The sequence below is a fragment of the Vibrio sp. 10N genome (assembly GCF_036245475.1).
GTDB lineage: Bacteria > Pseudomonadota > Gammaproteobacteria > Enterobacterales > Vibrionaceae > Vibrio.
Window position 1 is genome coordinate 516159 of record NZ_BTPM01000001.1, and the last position, 18384, is coordinate 534542.

15 protein-coding genes are annotated in these 18384 nt (G+C 48.8%); 5 read left to right on the forward strand and 10 right to left on the reverse strand.

Annotated features, from left to right (window positions below; all coding sequences use genetic code 11):
* Window positions 1-59 precede the first annotated feature (59 nt).
* The gene (gene rpoS, locus AAA946_RS02645; RefSeq protein WP_338163502.1) at window positions 60-1043 is read left to right on the forward strand and encodes an RNA polymerase sigma factor RpoS; all 984 of its coding nucleotides are present in this window, start codon (window positions 60-62) and stop codon (window positions 1041-1043) included.
* A gap of 69 nt (window positions 1044-1112) precedes the next feature.
* Here the strand turns inward: rpoS and AAA946_RS02650 are convergent, their stop codons facing one another.
* The 3 genes from AAA946_RS02650 to AAA946_RS02660 form a co-directional block, all read right to left on the reverse strand.
* Window positions 1113-1724 (reverse strand): TIGR04211 family SH3 domain-containing protein, encoded by a 612-nt coding sequence (locus AAA946_RS02650; protein ID WP_338163503.1) that lies wholly within the window; start codon window positions 1722-1724, stop codon window positions 1113-1115.
* Between the two features lie 221 nt (window positions 1725-1945).
* Window positions 1946-3208, reverse strand: a complete 1263-nt coding sequence (locus tag AAA946_RS02655; protein WP_338163504.1) for an inorganic phosphate transporter — start codon at window positions 3206-3208, stop codon at window positions 1946-1948.
* Between the two features lie 123 nt (window positions 3209-3331).
* Window positions 3332-4012 carry a TIGR00153 family protein gene (locus AAA946_RS02660; protein WP_338163505.1) on the reverse strand — a complete coding sequence of 227 codons (681 nt, stop codon included), beginning with the start codon at window positions 4010-4012 and terminating at the stop codon, window positions 3332-3334.
* A 206-nt stretch (window positions 4013-4218) separates the two neighbouring features.
* Here AAA946_RS02660 and AAA946_RS02665 point away from each other — a divergent pair, with 206 nt between their 5' ends.
* The gene (locus AAA946_RS02665) at window positions 4219-5736 is read left to right on the forward strand and encodes a CYTH and CHAD domain-containing protein (RefSeq protein WP_338163506.1); all 1518 of its coding nucleotides are present in this window, start codon (window positions 4219-4221) and stop codon (window positions 5734-5736) included.
* A gap of 430 nt (window positions 5737-6166) precedes the next feature.
* Window positions 6167-7423: a methyl-accepting chemotaxis protein gene (locus AAA946_RS02670; protein ID WP_338163507.1), complete on the forward strand. Its 1257-nt coding sequence runs from the start codon at window positions 6167-6169 to the stop codon at window positions 7421-7423.
* Window positions 7424-7528: 105 nt separating this feature from the next.
* Here the strand turns inward: AAA946_RS02670 and panC are convergent, their stop codons facing one another.
* The 7 genes from panC to sfsA form a co-directional block, all read right to left on the reverse strand.
* On the reverse strand, window positions 7529-8422 hold the full coding sequence (gene panC, locus AAA946_RS02675) for a pantoate--beta-alanine ligase (RefSeq protein ID WP_338163508.1): 894 nt from the start codon (window positions 8420-8422) through the stop codon (window positions 7529-7531).
* Window positions 8423-8430: 8 nt separating this feature from the next.
* Window positions 8431-9225, reverse strand: a complete 795-nt coding sequence (panB, locus tag AAA946_RS02680) for a 3-methyl-2-oxobutanoate hydroxymethyltransferase (RefSeq protein WP_338163509.1) — start codon at window positions 9223-9225, stop codon at window positions 8431-8433.
* Between the two features lie 24 nt (window positions 9226-9249).
* Window positions 9250-9735 carry a 2-amino-4-hydroxy-6-hydroxymethyldihydropteridine diphosphokinase gene (folK, locus tag AAA946_RS02685; protein ID WP_112459488.1) on the reverse strand — a complete coding sequence of 162 codons (486 nt, stop codon included), beginning with the start codon at window positions 9733-9735 and terminating at the stop codon, window positions 9250-9252.
* The gene (gene pcnB / locus AAA946_RS02690) at window positions 9735-11090 is read right to left on the reverse strand and encodes a polynucleotide adenylyltransferase PcnB (RefSeq protein ID WP_338163510.1); all 1356 of its coding nucleotides are present in this window, start codon (window positions 11088-11090) and stop codon (window positions 9735-9737) included. Before pcnB ends, folK begins: the two co-directional genes overlap by 1 nt.
* A gap of 87 nt (window positions 11091-11177) precedes the next feature.
* Window positions 11178-12065 carry a tRNA glutamyl-Q(34) synthetase GluQRS gene (gene gluQRS / locus AAA946_RS02695; protein WP_338163511.1) on the reverse strand — a complete coding sequence of 296 codons (888 nt, stop codon included), beginning with the start codon at window positions 12063-12065 and terminating at the stop codon, window positions 11178-11180.
* 63 nt (window positions 12066-12128) lie between these two features.
* Window positions 12129-12575, reverse strand: coding sequence for an RNA polymerase-binding protein DksA (dksA, locus tag AAA946_RS02700; protein ID WP_042501194.1), 447 nt, complete (start codon window positions 12573-12575; stop codon window positions 12129-12131).
* Between the two features lie 125 nt (window positions 12576-12700).
* The gene (gene sfsA / locus AAA946_RS02705; protein ID WP_338165757.1) at window positions 12701-13417 is read right to left on the reverse strand and encodes a DNA/RNA nuclease SfsA; all 717 of its coding nucleotides are present in this window, start codon (window positions 13415-13417) and stop codon (window positions 12701-12703) included.
* Window positions 13418-13467: 50 nt separating this feature from the next.
* On the opposite strand from sfsA, the gene hrpB reads away from it, so the two are divergent.
* On the forward strand, window positions 13468-15936 hold the full coding sequence (gene hrpB, locus AAA946_RS02710) for an ATP-dependent helicase HrpB (protein ID WP_338163512.1): 2469 nt from the start codon (window positions 13468-13470) through the stop codon (window positions 15934-15936).
* Window positions 15933-18320, forward strand: a complete 2388-nt coding sequence (gene mrcB, locus AAA946_RS02715) for a penicillin-binding protein 1B (RefSeq protein WP_338163513.1) — start codon at window positions 15933-15935, stop codon at window positions 18318-18320. Before hrpB ends, mrcB begins: the two co-directional genes overlap by 4 nt.
* Window positions 18321-18384 lie beyond the last annotated feature (64 nt).

Genomic DNA, 18384 nt, shown 5'->3' on the forward strand with positions numbered 1-18384 from the left:
AGAAAGTTAGCGACATAGTTGAGTTGTCATGTCTTGCTAGCTCGCCAGGGGGAGGCGCTATGAGTATCAGCAATGCAGTAACCAAGAACGAAAACTTCGACGTCAATAGTCAAACCGTTGATGTTGTTGAACCCACACTGACTAACGACGACGCCAGAGCAGAAGCTGAAGACAAGGACTTGTATGACGCTTCCGCGAAAAGTTTAGATGCCACTCAGCTCTATCTTGGCGAAATCGGTTTCTCTCCACTTTTGACCGCAGAAGAAGAAGTACTGTACGCACGACGCGCGCTCAAGGGCGACGAAGCTGCTCGCAAGCGCATGATTGAAAGTAACTTGCGATTAGTGGTTAAGATCTCTCGACGCTACAGTAATCGTGGCCTGGCGCTTCTAGATTTGATCGAAGAAGGTAACCTTGGTCTGATCCGCGCCGTAGAGAAATTTGACCCTGAGCGTGGTTTCCGCTTCTCTACTTACGCGACGTGGTGGATCCGTCAAACCATTGAGCGTGCACTGATGAACCAAACGCGCACGATCCGTCTGCCGATTCACGTAGTAAAAGAGCTTAATATTTACCTGCGCACCGCACGTGAGCTGTCTCAGAAGCTCGACCATGAGCCAACAGCAGAAGAGATCGCACAGAAGCTGGATAAACCGGTGAGTGACGTGTCTAAGATGCTGCGCCTTAACGAGCGTATTAGCTCAGTCGATACGCCTATTGGTGGCGACGGTGAGAAGGCACTACTGGATATCATTCCAGACTCCACACACTCAGACCCAGAGGTCTCAACCCAAGATGACGATATTAAATCATCACTTATCCACTGGCTTGATGAACTGAATCCGAAACAGAAAGAAGTATTGGCACGCCGCTTTGGCTTGCTCGGCTATGAGCCTTCAACATTGGAAGAGGTGGGTCGAGAAATTAATCTGACTCGTGAGCGTGTTCGTCAAATCCAGGTAGAAGGGCTTCGTAGATTACGCGATATTTTAGTGAAGCAAGGGTTGAACATGGAATCTCTGTTTAACTTTGATGACGACTAAATCGCCTTTCAAATTGCAAAAAAACCGCCGAAAGGCGGTTTTTTTATATTCGAGTCATACTTGGCAGTATTACGCCCAGCCGTTAGGGCTCTTCTTACGACGTGGGATAACATGCGGAAGGATCAAGCCAAAGATAAGGCCGATACCCGCAACACCACCACCGTACATAAAGTAGCGAAGTAGTAGGTCTTCTTTTTGCGTATCCAGCTTGGCGCGAAGCTCACGGATTTCAGTTTGAGAAGACGTTAGCTGTGTGCTGATATCAGAGTAGTTTTGCTCCAGTTCAGCAATTTGCTTGTTACGTGCTTCTAGTGAGCTGACTAGGCCGCCTTTTTCGCTGTCCGCTGTTTCGCGTGCAGTCGATAGCTGAGCTTTAACTTGCGTCAGTTCTTTCTCAAGGCGAGGTAGGCGTACCGCCATGCTTTCCTGTGTGGTAACGAACTTCGACTCTACCCAGCCTTTACGGCCGCGGCTGTCTTGAACTTGCGAGTAGCCCGTTTCACGGTTAGAGGATAGGAGTTGCACTTTGTCACCAGCGTTAATGCTGCCGATGATGCGATACTGAGCGCTTGGCCCTGAGTGCAAGTAGGTAAATAGCTTGTCAGCAATATATCGATCTTGAGCCAGCGCTGCAGGAGCAGCGAGTAACGACACCATGATCATGCAGATCAGTTTTTTCACAGTAAGTCCCTTAAGTGTATCAATGGGGAATGATGGAGAAAGTCGCTCTTACAGCTAGGGCTGATGCGTACTCTCAAATTGTAAACTTTTAAGAATGGGCAAATAGTATGAAGTTTCTTAATCGGGTGCAACAAAGAAGGGAGGCAAAGCCTCCCTTTATTTGAATTTGAGCCAAATATGACGTGAGCTTCACATCTCCCTGACTTTATCTAAGCCTTCGCTTATGCACCAAATACCGCTTGCATCATGTAGTAGAATACGACTGCAAGGAGTGCACCAGCAGGTAGAGTGACTACCCAAGAAGCGACGATATTACGGACAACACCTAGGTTAAGTGCTGCGATACCACGAGCAAAACCAACCCCCAATACCGCACCAACGAGTGTCTGTGTGGTTGAGATAGGAAGGCCAGTACCCGACGCTAGAACAACGGTACAAGCTGTTGCTAACTGCGCAGCGAAGCCGCGGCTAGGTGTTAGCTCAGTAATACCAGTACCCACGGTTGCCATTACTTTGTGACCCATAGTCGCAAGGCCGACAACGATACCGATACCACCTAGTGGCAAGATCCACCATGCGATAGTGCTCTTCGCGGTGATTTCGCCCATGTGCTCAACCGTTGAAACAACAGCAGACAGTGGACCAATCGCGTTCGCTACGTCGTTTGAACCGTGTGCAAACGCCATCGCACAGGCAGTGATAACCATGAGTACGCTGAAGATACCTTCTACGCCACTAAAGCCATGGTCTTCTTCACGGTCTGCAAACTTACGTTGGATGTAGATGTAACCGCCAATCATAACCAGAGACGAAACGCCTGCTGCCCATAGCCACGCTTCCATACCTTCAAGGTGCAGACCTACGTGTTTCAGGCCTTTCTTGATGGTTACTAGAGCGATCACCATGGTTGTGATGAACATGTAGACTGGAACAAAGCGCTTAGCGTTAAACAGTGGCTTCTCGGTATCGAAAATCAGGCGCTGTGCGCTGACGAAGATTACGTAAGCGAAGAAGCCTGAAATCACTGGCGTGATAACCCAGCTACCTACGATGCCTTTCACTGACCCCCAGTCAACCGCTTCAGTACCCACAGACACACAAGCGAAACCGATGATCGCACCAATGATTGAGTGAGTGGTTGATACAGGCCAGCCCATGTAAGAAGCGAGCAATAGCCAAGTACCTGCCGCCAATAGCGACGACATCATACCGAATACAAGAACGTCTGGCTGGTGAGCAAACAGCGAAGTTTCAATCACACCCTTACGGATAGTGTCTGTTACCTCACCGCCAGCAAGGTATGCGCCGGCGAATTCGAAGATCATCGCGATGATGATAGCTTGCTTAACTGTTAGAGCTTTAGAGCCAACAGAAGTACCCATTGCATTGGCAACATCGTTTGCACCGATACCGATCGCCATAAGGAAACCGAACATCGCCGCAACAAGAATCAGGATAGTGCCGTAGTTTGCAAGAATATCCATTGTAATACCTAGTTTTGTTTCATAACAAGCGGAGCAAAAGTCTGGCGCAGGGCAATCTCTTAAGCATTGTCTGTGCTCAACGCCTAATACTTCTTCGCTCTTTGTTACTTAGTTAACGTGTGTTTAAGACCTAGACAGCATGAGTTCAAGACGAGCGCCTACGCGCTGAGCTTGATCTGCGATACCGCCGACCCATTCAAGAATTTTGTACAAGAACATGACATCGATAGGATTCATGTCTTGTTCGAGCGTCATCAGTTGCTGACGAAGCTGGATTTGCATGGCATCGGTATCATCTTCGATGACATCGAGTTGGTGAATCATCTCTGCAACCAAAGTGACTTCACGACCTTTAAAGCCCGTCTCTAGCAGTTCATCCAGCTCGTTGATAACCTTTTGAGCTTGGTTGGCTGCATCAAGACAACGCTTCACGTAAGCGATGAAGTTTTCTTGAAGTGGCGCAGGAATGACAAGTTGGCGACCGTAAACACGACCGGCAATGTCTTTGGCAAGGTTGGCAAGCTTATCTTGCTGTGTCAGTAGCTCAAGCATATCGCTACGGTCTACTGGCAAGAACAGGCCGCGTGGTAGTTTAAGACGGATCTCACGCTTCAAAACGTCGGCTTCTTTCTCAAGGTGAGAAATCTGCGCACGGATCTCCGCTGCTTTCTCCCAATCACCTTTCGAGCTAGTCTCGAAGAAGTTTACTAGATGAGAGCAACATTCTGTTACGCACACAACGTGGCGCTGCAAAGGCTTAATAGGGGACTTTGCAAATAACCCCATAATTGTATTTACTGGCATGGTTGTTCAACCTAATTAATATAACCTGAAATAAACATACACCAAATTCATGGTGAAATGTTGAGCGATGGCTATAAAGGCGCGCATGGTAACCCATTAAAACGCCGATTTAAACTGTTTTAGATCATCATTTGGGTGATATTTGTCACTTGCTGATTAGTACAATTGCTCATATCCTGTTGTGAGTGTCCCCGAAAGGTAAAACTATGGAAACCGAGATAGAACTGAAGTTTTTTGTTTCTCCTGATTTTTCAGAAACTTTGCTCAGCAAGATTGCTGAAACAAAAGTACTTCAGCACAGTTGTCGCGAGTTAGGAAACACTTACTTCGACACCCCCGATAACTGGCTTCGCCAGCATGACATTGGTCTTAGAATTCGTCGTTTTGATGATGTCTTTGTGCAAACCATGAAAACCGCTGGTCGCGTCGTTGCGGGACTGCATCAACGTCCTGAGTTTAATGCCGAGCACACGTCAAACGACCCTGATCTGACTTTGCATCCCCTCGATATTTACCCAGAAGGGCGCAGTGTTGAAGAGCTGCAAGCCCAGCTAGTACCGATTTTTGCCACCGATTTTACCCGTGAGCAATGGTTGATTGGTATGGCGGATGGCAGTCAGGTGGAAGTGGCGTTTGACCAAGGTTTAGTGTCATCGGGCGATAAAACCTATCCGATTTGTGAAGTAGAGCTGGAGCTAAAATCGGGGCAAACCGACGCGCTATTTACGCTTGCTCGCGCCTTCTGTGAAGCGGGCGGCATCCGTCTTGGTAACCTAAGCAAAGCCGCGCGAGGCTATCGTCTAGCGGCGGATTATGCCGGCGATCCAGTGAAAAGCCTTGAGCTGGTCGACACCACAGATACCGACAGCGTTGAAACCTGCTTTATACAGTCTTTAGAGCATGCCTTAGCGCATTGGCACTATCATGAACAGATTTATACGGAACATGAGTCGATTGAAGCGCTGCATGAAATTAGCAACGCGCTGAGCTTTATTCGTCAAACCTTGACCGTATATGGCAGCATCGTTCCTCGTCGTGCCAGTGCTATCGTGAGACAAGAGCTGAAATGGCTAGAGCAAGAGTTAGCTTGGCTAAAAAGCTATGAACATTTTGAAACACTTTTGGAAGACAAAGGACATGTCTTACGTAAGTTAGATGCACGCAAGTTCTTGGTTGCTGAGTTAAAAGAGCGCGAGCAGGAGTTACCGGATCGTGAAGATATGCTGCGCCTCATTCATTCGGGTCGTTATGCTGGACTATTGCTCGACTTGAGTCGATGGATCCTATCTCGCGGTTGGCAGCCATTTTTAGATGACAAAGCTCGCGAGAAAATGGCTCAGGCCATTAAACCGTTCTCAGAGCAGCAACTGGCTCGCACCTGGGCTGAGCTAATGGATGCGTTCCCGCCAGAGAAGTCACTGACGCGTCAGGAATACATTGACCAGCAGTACCGCTTGATGCGAAACCTGTACACCGGGGTCGGATTTGCCAGTCTGTATAGCATGGAAGAGCGCAACAACTTCCGTTTGCCTTGGGCCGACTTGCTGCAAGGTATTGATGATTTGTTGATGTTAGAGCTATTAGAGCAGATGGTTGAAAAACTGGAAGGTGAAGAGCGAGAGCAGCTTGAACGCTGGTTGCGTCGCCAAGAGAGCTCAATTCTTCATGCTATGGAACAAACGAGACAGATCAGTATCGAAGCCGAACCTTATTGGTTGAGCTAACGACCGTATGAACAGAGAAACAATGAAAGAGAGGCTTGCCTCTCTTTTTTTATTGCTTGAATGTCACCGCTGTGTGCAGATTTACCGAATTACATTCTTTGCATCTGTTCTGTGCCTTAGATCGACTCTTGAACAATTGGATCAGCAAAACCGCTTAAGGAACAAGCTAGCTGGCCGATAGTAGCCATATCTTTGCAGCGTTCGAGCAGTGGTGCCAATAAGGTAGAGATCACAAATCACACCATTAAAGACAATAAACTCAGAGGGTTGCTGTCAGTTTTGGTATTATTTGCATTCATACGAGGCTCGAAATAAATAATTCAGGCTCATACTACCGACTCCCTCTGCTCATAGCATTATGGCAAATCACATCGGTAGTGCTGTTGGGGAAAGACTCTCTAACCATAATACCAAGAATGGAGAACGGATAATGACCATACTGGCATTTAAGCCTTGGGAGCGACTCATCACTGATGTTCGCCTTGTTCCTAAGATGTTGATGTTAATGATTTTTAGTACGGTATTGCTGGTAAGCAAACAACTTTGGGATGCCAGTACGTTTTATGACTCTCTGCTCGCGGCTACCCAAAATGAAGCGGTTGCCCAGCAGCATTATGAGGCCTACCTAATTCAAGTGGTGTGGCAAACGGCATTGATGATCGTCCTGTTTGTTGCGTTACTGATGTTTGCAGCGAAGACGATGCTCAAGCAGACTAACTACTTGAGTGATGCGATCAAACGTATGGCTGATAAAGATCTTACCGTCCCAGTGATCATGGATTGTAAAGATGAATACGGCGATGTGGCACGTGAACTCGAGAAAACGCGAGTTCAATTGCAAGACATTATTAAGACGCAAGTTGCGACATCACAAGAGCTGGCGACCCTGACTGAGGTGATGACGCTCAGCATGTCAGAGACCAAAGAATCTTCTCAAGAAGAGTTCCAGGAAATTGATCAACTGGCGACGGCGATGAGCGAAATGACATCGACCGTACAAACGGTAGCAGATCATGCCCACAATGCCTCTCAGTTGACTGAGCAAGCGTCAGGCCAAGCGGAAACGGGTCAACGCTTTGTACAAGGTACTGTGACTAAGATGAGTGAGCTGTCGAATGACATCTCTGCCTCTGCACAAGCGGTGAACCAAGTGGAAGAGCGCGTAGAGTCGATTGGCAGTGTTGTTGGTACTATTCAGGGCATTTCTGAGCAAACTAACCTACTTGCGCTTAATGCTGCTATCGAGGCGGCACGTGCGGGTGAAGCAGGGCGTGGCTTTGCGGTGGTAGCGGATGAGGTCCGTAACCTGGCTCAGCGCACTCAACAGGCGACCGTTGAAATCCAAGAGATGATTTCTCACCTGCAGTCGAGCGCGAACTCGGCGGTAGAGCTGATGGAGAAAAGTGTGGTTGAAGCGGCAGATGGCGTAGAGCTTGTTACCAATGCTGGTGCGGAACTGGACGGTATCGTTAGCCAAGTGAATCAAATCAATGACATGAACTTCCAAATCGCGACAGCGGCTGGCCAGCAAAGCAGTGTGGCGGAAGAGATGAACCAAAACCTGACTAATGTTCGTGAGTTGGTTGAAGCGTCAGTGACAGTGGTGACTGAGCTGCTTGAGACATCTGAGATGATGCAAAACAACGCGGAAGAGCTGGACGGAAAGATCAAATCATTCCGAGTTTAATTCGAGTTCAGTGTGTTTAAGTAAAAGCTTAAGCTTTAAAAAAAGCGGCTCACTTGATATCAAGTGAGCCGCTTTTGTATTGTTTGATAATCATGACGAGGATGATTATTGATTCTCTTCGCTGCTAGCTTCAGATTCGACTTGGGTTTGTTGGAGCTCAAGCACTTGATTGTCAATCAAGCGTGCCTTACCTAAGAACGCGGACATCAAAATGACCGCATGAGTCGAACTTTCGCTGATCGCTTGTAGTGAGTGTGCATCTCGAATGAAAATCTCATCCGGGTGCAGGCCTGCAGCACGCAGTTGATCATTGGCATCTTCGACAATCGACGCGTAGTCGTCACGGCCGCCACGAATGGCACTGTTCACCCAACGCATGGTTTTGGCAAGTACCGGCGCACGTTGACGCTCATCCATAGTGAGATAACCATTACGCGAGCTCATTGCTAGGCCGTCCATTTCACGGACAGTCGGCACACCAATGATCTCGATATTCATCGCCAGATCGCTCACCATTTGACGGATCAATGCCAGCTGTTGGTAGTCTTTCTCACCAAAGCAAGCCACGTCAGGTTGCACGATATTAAACAGCTTAGCAACGATGGTGGCAACGCCTCTAAAGTGGCCTGGACGCGACGCGCCTTCTAGCATGTGTGAGATGCCCGGTACTTCAACGAAGGTCTGTTTGTCTAGGCCTTGTGGGTACATCACTTCTGGTGTCGGTGTGAAGACCAAATCGACACCTTCTGCGGTCAGCTTACTGAGGTCATCTTCCAGCGTGCGTGGATAGTTGTTGAGGTCATCCGCGCGTTCAAACTGCATAGGGTTAACAAAAATACTCGCCACCACTACATCTGCGTTCTCACGAGCTTTGCGCATCAGCGTCAGGTGACCTTCGTGTAGGTTACCCATAGTCGGAACAAAGGCAATTCGGCGTTGTTCACGCTTTAGCTGAGCGATTTGCTCTCTAAGTTCAGCAATATCAGCGAAAGTTTGCATGATTCCCCCTAGGCAATCGTATGAGCGTCGTCTGGGAAAGCGCCGCTTTCCACATCCGCAATATATTTAGCTACGGCACTACGCATGTCGCCCGTTTCAGCCAAAAAGTTCTTTGAGAATTTAGGCATGTAGTTCGCTGAAATGCCAAACATGTCATGCATGACCAGGATTTGACCATCGGTGCCGTTACCAGCACCAATGCCGATCACTGGCACATCAAGCACTTCAGTAATGCGCGCTGCGAGTTCAGCAGGCACACACTCAAGTAGGATGATTTGAGCGCCCGCTTCTTGCAGTGCGAGTGCGTCACGTACCATCTTGTCGGCATTCTTTTGATCGCGACCTTGAACCTTGTAGCCACCAAAGATATTAACACTCTGTGGTGTCAGGCCTAGGTGAGCACAAACGGGAACCGCGCGCTCAGTCAACATTCTTACAGTATCAACCAGCCAATCGCCGCCCTCTAGCTTCACCATGTTTGCGCCTGCGCGCATCAGTGTTGCTGCGTTCTCACACGCTTGCTGTGGGGTTGCGTAGCTCATAAACGGCATATCAGCCATCAACAAGCAGTTCGGGCTACCAGCACGCACTGCGCGCGTGTGATAGGCGATGTCTTCGACAGTCACTGGCAAGGTATCATTGTAGCCTTGCAGTACCATGCCGAGTGAGTCACCGACTAAAATAACAGGCATGTCTTGGCTTTCAAACAACGCCGCAAAGCTCGCATCATACGCGGTAGATGTTGCAAATTTGCGACCTTCGTTTTTCCACTTCATGAGGTCGTTAATGTTGATTTTTTTCATTTTTAATCCTTATTAGGGGCTTGGCTAGGATTGCCAAACTCTGAGCCCGTTGCGGTCGACTTGGTCGATAAGTGCAGTGAGCTCAGTCCCATCAGGGAGTTGTAAATTTGGTGCGATTTCCATAAGCGGATAGAGAACAAACTCACGTTGTTTCATCCCGTAGTGTGGAACGGTTAAGCGCTCGGAATCGATCACCTCATTGCCATAAAGAATGATGTCGAGATCGAGAGTTCTTGGGCCCCATCTCTCATCTTTACGGACGCGCCCACGTTCCAGTTCGATAGCTTGAGTGCAATCGAGCAGTTCCAAAGGCGTTAATTCGGTAGATACCTTTGCCACAGCATTGATGTAGTCGGGCTGATCTTGTGGCCCCATCGGTGTGCTGCTGTAAAGGGAAGAGCAAGCCAGTAGCTCGCTCTTAGGTAATGTTTTTAGTGCCTCAATGGCCACTTTGGCTTGTGAGACAGGATCAGACAGATTACTGCCAATCGCAATGTAGCAAATGGTCATTACTCAGCACTCTTGGCTTTTTTCGCTTTTGGGTTGCGTCTACGACGTGAGCCAGAACGCGAGCTTGAACCGCCGATGTCATTCACCATAGCCTGACGCATATTGCGCCCCGCTGACTGGAATGTGCCCCACCATTTAGCCAAAGCGGCGACTTCACCACCTTCGATTTCGCCACGCATTTCGAGGAAGTCGAAGCCAGCGCGGAACTTGTTGAGCTCCATCAAGCGGAAAGCGCGTTTGCCAGAGCGGCGCGGTAAACGAAGCTGTAGCTGCCAAATTTCGCGAATCGTCGCGGTGTGACGACGTGGAATTGCCGTCGATTTCACCTGCTCATCAAGCACAATATTGCTGGCTTCCATCATCGCATCGTATTCCGACAGGCCGCGCTCCATCAGCTCTTTGGTGTGCTCCATCATCGGGTACCACAGCATAGCCGCAAACATGAAAGCAGGATTGACGCGCTTGCCTTCCTCAATGCGTTCATCAGTGGCATCGAGCACAAGATCAAGCACTTGTTCGCTTTGTGACGAATAGTCTTCGGTAAAGTGTGGTGCAATAAGCGGGAACAACTGTTGGAACAAATTGTACTCACGCATCAGGTGATAGGTTTCAAGACCGTGACCCGATTGCAGCAGCTTCAGGGATTCTTCGTACAGGCGTGCCGACGGGATATCACGCAGCAGTGGTGCGAGATCTTCAATCGGTGCAGCCGTATCTTCCTCGATATCAAAATCGAGTTTCGCAGCGAAGCGGATCGCACGCAGCATACGCACTGGGTCTTCACGATAACGCACATCCGGCTCGCCAATGAGACGAATCAAACGGTCTTCGAGATCTTCGACACCGCCAGCGTAATCATGAATCGAGTAATCACCGATGTTGTAGTACATCGCATTGATGGTGAAGTCGCGGCGTTCGGCATCTTCATCGATGCTGCCGTAGACGTTATCGCGCAGCAACATGCCGTCTTTGCTCTGTTGAGAGACGTTCTTTTCTTGCTCTTGGTGGTGACCTCGGAATGTCGCGACCTCGATAATGTCACGCCCAAACATAATATGAGCGAGACGGAAACGGCGGCCGATTAGGCGACAGTTTCTAAATAGCTTCTTGATTTGTTCTGGCGTTGCGTTAGTCGCTATATCGAAATCTTTAGGTTGTTCTCCAAGCAGCAGATCACGCACGCCACCACCTACGAGGTACGCGTCATAACCCGCACCGTTTAAGCGGTAAAGGACTTTTAACGCGTTGTCGCTGATTTGCTTGCGCGAGATGTTGTGCTCGTCACGAGTATAGACTTGTAATGATATGTCACTATACACATGATGAGTTTTCTGGGAATTTTCTTTTTTATTCATAGTATTAACGCAATAAAGGTTCGCAAAACCGGGTGGTTTTTACCCAAGTTTCGTGCCTGACGCATGAAATTTGCCGCTTATTCTAGCCTAGAGCGCCTCATTTGAGAATGGTGGTTTGATTTTGAGCTGATTTGGAAGCTGCGATAACTGCCAATTTTCAACGCCCCATTGCACGATATCAGCAATATCTTGGTGAGCAATATCATCGGTAATATCAAAACCCAAAAACCGCATCGCATTGATCAAGGTCGGTTTGGGGTTATCCAAGTCAATGGCGGTCGCGTGGTTTTGCTTTGACAATTTGTTGCCATTGTCGTCGATGGCTAGGGGCAGATGCAGATACGTGACCGGTTTGGCCCCCAAAACGTTGTATAAGCTGATTTGTCGACCAGTAGGCTCAATCAGATCTGCGCCGCGCACTACTTCTGTGATCCCCTGCTCGATGTCGTCGAGCACGACAGCTAGGTTGTACGCGAACAAACCATCACGGCGCTTTATAATAAAATCTTCCTGCGCAAGCTCCGTCGGGATTTTTAGCTCGCCATGCTTTTCATCGCTAAAGGAAGAAATAGGGTGCTCCATGGTCAGGCGCACTGCGCAGCCCTCGCTATTGCTGAGCCCTTTGTATCGGCAGGTACCTTGATAAAAGCCACCGGTTGCCTTGATTTGTTTTCTGGTGCACTGACACAGGTATGCTTGACCCTCGGCGAGCCAGCGATCAATTTGCGCTTGATAGGCATTGAGGCGCTGACTTTGGTAAAGCACTTCGCCATCCCAATGAAGCTCATAGGCTTGCAAGGTTTTAAGGATAAGCTCTGCGGCACCGTCGACTTCACGTGGTGGATCGATGTCTTCAATGCGAACCAACCAAAGACCACGTTGAGACTTAGCTTGGAAGTAACTGCCTAGCGCAGCAACCAAGGAACCAAAATGAAGGGGGCCCGAAGGAGAAGGGGCAAATCGGCCAATATACATAGTGCTTAATTATGTTTGAGGAGTGGATCAAAAAAGGGAGCGTTTGCTCCCTTTTTTCGCTTGTTAGCCTTGCATCTGTCTTTCTTTGATTTCTGCAAGTGTCTTACAGTCGATACATAAATCAGCTGTAGGACGCGCCTCTAAGCGGCGGATACCGATCTCGATACCACAAGATTCACAGAAGCCAAAATCGTCTTCTTCAATCTTGTTTAGCGTCTTTTCGATCTTTTTGATCAAACGACGCTCGCGGTCACGGTTGCGTAGCTCTAGGCTGAACTCTTCTTCTTGAGAAGCTCTGTCAACGGGATCAGGAAAGTTAGCTGCTTCGTCTTGCATGTGGTGCACAGTACGATCAACTTCTTCCCTAAGTTGGTTGCGCCAAGCGCTTAAGATTTTAGTAAAGTGATCCAATTGAGGCTGTGACATGTATTCTTCACCAGCTTTTTCTTGGTATGGATCAACACCTGCAATGGCTAGGATGCCTAGCGCTTTTTTCTTAGATTCTGGCATGCAGCATCTCCTACTTACACCTAGTCAACTGTGCGAACAGTTAATTTTAAGGCGGGTATCTATAGCAAAAACAAATGCCGGTGGCAAACGATGTTTGTTAATCTTCTTCTCAATGTGAAGTGGCATCACTTTTGACTGAAATCCAGCGCGGATACGAGCCTAATTTCATTGTCAGAAAACGCTGCCTTGTAACAAATCACTTCAACCCCAGCTTGCCTTGCTTGCTCAAGTAATTGTGAATATTTCGCATCTATATGGTGTGCCACTGACACTTTTTCAATCCCTGAATGCAAAACTGCGAAAAATAATACGGCTCTATGTCCTGTTTGAACCATTTCTGTGAGCTCTCTCAGGTGCTTCTGACCACGAGTGGTCTTGGCATCTGGAAAATACCCTTGTCCCGTATCGCCTTCATCCAGCAGTGTGACACTTTTTACTTCAATGTAGCAATCAGCGCGATCACTATCTTGCAATAAAATATCCACTCTGCTGTTTTCTTGACCGTATTTCACCTCTGTCTTTAGAGTTTGGTAACCAATCAGCTCTTTTACAACGTTATTTTTAATCGCTTCAACCACTAAGGTGTTGGCTCTAGCGGTATTGACGCAAATTGAGTGCCCCGCCTTGGTGTGGGTAAGCTCCCAACTATTTGGATACTTTCGCTTTGGATTGTCGGAAGTGGAGTACCAAACAGTAGAGCCAGGCTCGGCGCATCCTGTCATGGCTCCAGTATTGGCGCAGTGAATGGTGATCTCTTCGCTATCATTAAGTGTGATGTCAGCGAGGAAGCGTTTGTAGCGCTGGACTAGTTTCCCGGACTTGAGTGGCGGATCGAAGTGCATTTTGAGGCCGTTTTTTATTAGAATGATGAGCTTCATTACAACATAAGGTCATGCCCTTGTCACAGTTGCCTATCGAACAGGTGTTGCCACAGCTTACACAAGCCATTGCGACGACCAATCAAGTTATTCTCAAAGCAGCCACTGGCGCTGGTAAATCGACCCACTTTCCATATCGGTTGCTACAATCTGGTGCGATCAGCGGCAAGATCATCATGCTTGAGCCAAGACGTATCGCGGCGCGCAATATCGCCCATTACGTTGCTTCTTTATTGGCAGAGCCTGTAGGTAAACAAGTGGGTTACCGAGTGCGCGGTGAGAGCAAGGTCAGTGCCCAAACGAAGCTGGAGGTCGTGACGGAAGGGGTGCTGACGCGAATGTTGCAAGACGATCCCGAGCTGACGGGCATTGATATGATCATCTTTGATGAATTTCATGAACGCAGCTTACACGCGGACACCGCGCTGGCTTTTGCGCTCGAGAGCCAAGAAGCGTTGCGTGATGACTTACGCATTATACTGATGTCGGCAACTTTGAATGCCAACGACCTCTCGCGAGTATTACCAAACGCGAAGTTTATCGAATCTCAAGGTCGCTCTTACCCTGTTGATATTGATTATCAACCGATGTCGCAAAATGATCGGTTGCCGGAATTCATGGCTAAGCAGATTGAGCGTCTGTTGCATCGTGAGTCAGGGTCTCTGCTGGCGTTCTTGCCTGGTGTTGGAGCGATTAAGCGAGTTGAGGAGCTACTGCAAACGGCTCAGGTCGACGCCGCAATATGTCCTTTGTATGGTCAGCTTGATTTTTCTGCCCAGCAAGCAGCGATTGAACCTGCGAAGGCGGGTGAGCGCAAAGTGGTGCTTGCTACGAATATTGCCGAGACCTCACTGACCATTCAAGGGATCCGCTTGGTAGTCGACTCAGGTTTAGAAAATCAGGCTTGGTTCGATCTAAAAACCGGCATTTCTCGTCTTGAACAAGGACGGATTGCCCAGTCTTCAGCGATCCAACGTGCTGGTCGAGCTGGGCGAATCGAGTCGGGGCTGTGTGTTCGGCTTTACAGCGAAACTCAGTTTCAGTCACAGCCAGAGCTGAGCACCCCAGAAATCTTACGCAGTGATTTGGCATCACTACAACAAGAGTTAATTCGCTGGGGCTGCCAAGATGCTAGCGAGTTAGCTTGGATCGATGTTCCTAAAGATACTCACCTAAAACAAGCGCGTAGTTTGCTGGTTAAACTCAAGCTTATAGATACGAAGGGGAAAGCCACGGCACTTGGACAGCGCGCCTATCAACTGGGTGTTGAGCCTCGTTTGGCGAGTATGTTGTTGCAAGCAGAGGCAATAGGCAATAAAGCGCTGGGCTGTGCAATTGCACTGTGTGCCCTGATTGAAGAGCCGGAGCGCAATGAAATTGATGTTCGCCAGTCCCTGCATCGCTGGCAACAAGGCACATTGGCACGCCGCTCACTGCTCATGCAGCGAGCAAAAGCGATTGCAGCGCGATTTAAACATGACTTTTCACTCAGTCAGGTAGAGGAATCTTTACTTGGCGTTGTCGCAGCGTTGGCATTCCCCGATAGAATAGCGCTGGCGCGCAATCATTCTGGTCACTATTTACTCGCCAATGGTCACGGGGCGTCTTTAGATACCCAGCATCCTCTTTCTAATGAGAGACTCGTGGTGGCGCTGGATTTAATGCGTGCTGGACAAGGCAACAGCGTTATCTACAAGGCTTTACCTGTCGATATCGATGCGCTTGTGACTGCATTGCCGGACGCGGTTGAAGAGACCACCGTCGTTGATTGGGATGATGATAAAGGGCGATTAATTGCCAGTGAACAGCGCCGTATTGGCGCGGCAGTCATCAGCAGTCGCGAGGTATCAGTACCTGATGATGCGGATATTACCAGTGTGCTACTTGGCTATATCCGCCGCAAAGGGCTGAGTGTGATGAACTGGAGTGATAGTGCGGAAGCACTTTGTCAGCGAGTACAATGCGCGGCGCAGTGGTTACCAGAAGATGAGTGGCCTGCGATGACGTCAAATGATTTGCTCGATACTCTTGAGCAGTGGTTATTGCCATTTATGCATGGTATCGACAGTGCCAAGCAACTTAAAAAAGTGGAGTTGATGGCCGCCTTAGAGGCGATGCTCGGTTGGGATAAGCTCAAATTGCTCGATGAGTTGTTACCGACGCACCTTAATGTGCCATCGGGTAATCGTAAGAGAATTCGTTACCAAGTGGGAGAGGCGCCGACTTTGTCGGTGAAGTTGCAAGAAATGTTTGGTGAAAAAACCTCGCCGACCATTGCGCGCGGCACACAAGCGATTGTGCTTGAGCTACTTTCACCGGCACAAAGGCCGCTACAAATCACTCGTGATCTCGCCGCCTTCTGGCAAGGGGCTTATAAACAAGTACAGAAAGAGATGAAAGGGCGTTACCCCAAACATCCGTGGCCGGATGATCCAATGAATCATCAAGCTACCAGTAAAACCAAAAGACAACTGAATTCATGATAGTAAGAAAAAAGCTAGCGGCACCTGGCAAAAAGCCAGCGCCCAAGAAAACGCCTGCCAAATCGGCCGGAAAACGCAGTACAACCAAGCGTCCAAAAAGAAAGTCGACGCGCGGCAAACGTAAAGTTGGCTGGGGTAAGCGTTTATTCTCCATCGGCTGGAAACTGGCGTTAGTCGGAGCAGTAGCCATGGGAGCGGTACTTTACTATTTGAACCAAGTAGTGAAAGAGCGTTTTGAGGGCGAGCTGTTTGATCTGCCGACGGTGGTTTATGCGCGTGTGCTCACTTTGTCTGTGGGCGATGACATTACCCCTGCGCAGCTTCGTAATGAGCTGGATGTATTGAGCTATCGAAAAGTTTCGTCACCTCGTCACCCTGGTGAGTATTCGTCTTCATCGACGAAGATTGAGCTGATCCGCCGTCCGTTTGAATTTGCCGACGGACCAGAGCCTGATCGTCACGTCATGCTCTATTTTAATGACGGTACATTGACTCGAATTCAGTCGCTGGAGCAAAAAGGCGATCTCGGCTTTTTGCGCATTGAGCCGAAAATGCTTGGCATGTTGGAGAAAGAGGCGGATGAGCAGCGCTTATTCCTAAGGCGCGATCAGTTTCCTGAGATCATGATTGATGCGCTGGTAGCGACAGAAGATAGAGATTTCTACCATCATGATGGTATCTCGCCAACGGCAATCGCTCGCGCCTTTTTCGCCAATATGCGTGCTGGTCGTACGGTGCAAGGTGGTAGTACGCTCACTCAACAGTTGGCAAAAAACTTGTTCTTAACCAGTGAGCGGACGCTATGGCGAAAGGTGCGAGAAGTGCTCATTGCGCTGATTCTCGACTATCGCTACAGCAAAGATCAGATCCTCGAAGCATATTTAAACGAAGTCTACTTAGGACAAAGTCGTGGCGAAGCGATTCACGGTTTTGGTTTGGCCTCACGCCTGTACTTTGGACAGCCATTGCAAGATCTGCGCATTGATCAACTGGCGTTGTTAGTGGGTATGGTCAAAGGGCCGTCTTACTATAACCCGTTCAGGCACCCTGAGCGTGCCAAGCAGCGCCGCGACCTGGTGCTACGTCTTATGATGGACCAAGAGATGTTGACAGGGCGTGAATTTGAAATGGCGGCATCACGCGATTTAGATTTGCAAAAGAACCCTCAGATCGCCAGTCGCCAGCCTGCGTACTTTCAGCAGTTAAAGCGCGAGTTAAGCCGTAAAGTCGGCGATAAAATTAAGGCGCCTAAAGGGGTGAGGATCTATACCTCGCTTGACCCGGTGTCACAAGATAAGTTAGAAAAAGCCATTGCCAAGCGTATTCCTCAGCTTGAAAAAACATCCGGTAAAGGATTGGAAGCCGCAGCGGTTGCTGTGGATCGTGCTACTGGAGAAATTCGCGCTATGGTGGGTGGCAAGCGCACCGGTTATAGCGGCTTTAACCGCGCACTCAGTGCCAGCAGGCCGATTGGCTCATTGGTTAAACCCGCGGTCTATCTAACAGCCTTAGAGCAACCAGAAAAATACGATTTAGCCACAACACTGCAAGACACACCACTAACGCTTAAAGGCAGTAAAGGTAATATCTGGCAACCACGTAACTACGATCGTCAGTTCCGTGGTGACGTGCCTTTGTATCAAGCATTGGCGAAGTCGTTGAATGTACCGACGGTGCGTTTAGGTATGTCTTTGGGGATCAAAAATGTTTCCGAGACACTGGTGCGCCTCGGTGTTGACGCCGACGAAATCCGTCCTGTGCCGTCTATGTTCTTAGGTGCCATCTCGCTAACGCCGTACCAAGTGGCACAGATGTTCCAGACCTTATCGAATTCTGGCCGTCAAGCAGAGCTATCGGCACTGCGTTCGGTGGTCTCGGTAGATGGTGACGTGATTTATCGCTCATTGCCTAAAGCACAGCAGAAAGTGCCTCAGCAAGCCGCATGGCTGACTACTTATGCGATGAAGAAAGGGGTCGCAGAGGGGACTGGACGTTATTTGAATAGCCAGTTTGCTTGGGCAGCGTTAGCCGGGAAAACAGGTACCAGTAACGATACGCGAGACAGTTGGTTCGTTGGTGTGGACGGGCGAGAGGTCACCACCATTTGGGTCGGCCGAGATGACAATAAGTCGACTAAATTGACCGGTTCAAGCGGTGCGCTGCGTGTCTATTCCGATTACCTCGCGGCCCGTATTCCCGAGCAGCTTATTTTACCGTGGCCAAAAAACATCAGCATGATCGGTTTTGATACCCAGCGTGATGGTGCGTTGCAGCTTGATTGCGGTAACCAGTTCGAGCTACCAGTTTGGGATGAAGGTGGTGAGCTTAAAGCATCGTGTGACAACCAACCCAAACAGTGGATAAAAAATCTATTTGATTGGTAAATTGGATTAGTGTTAATTATATGGAGAGTAGTTAGTATATCAGTATATTAACCAATAATTATTA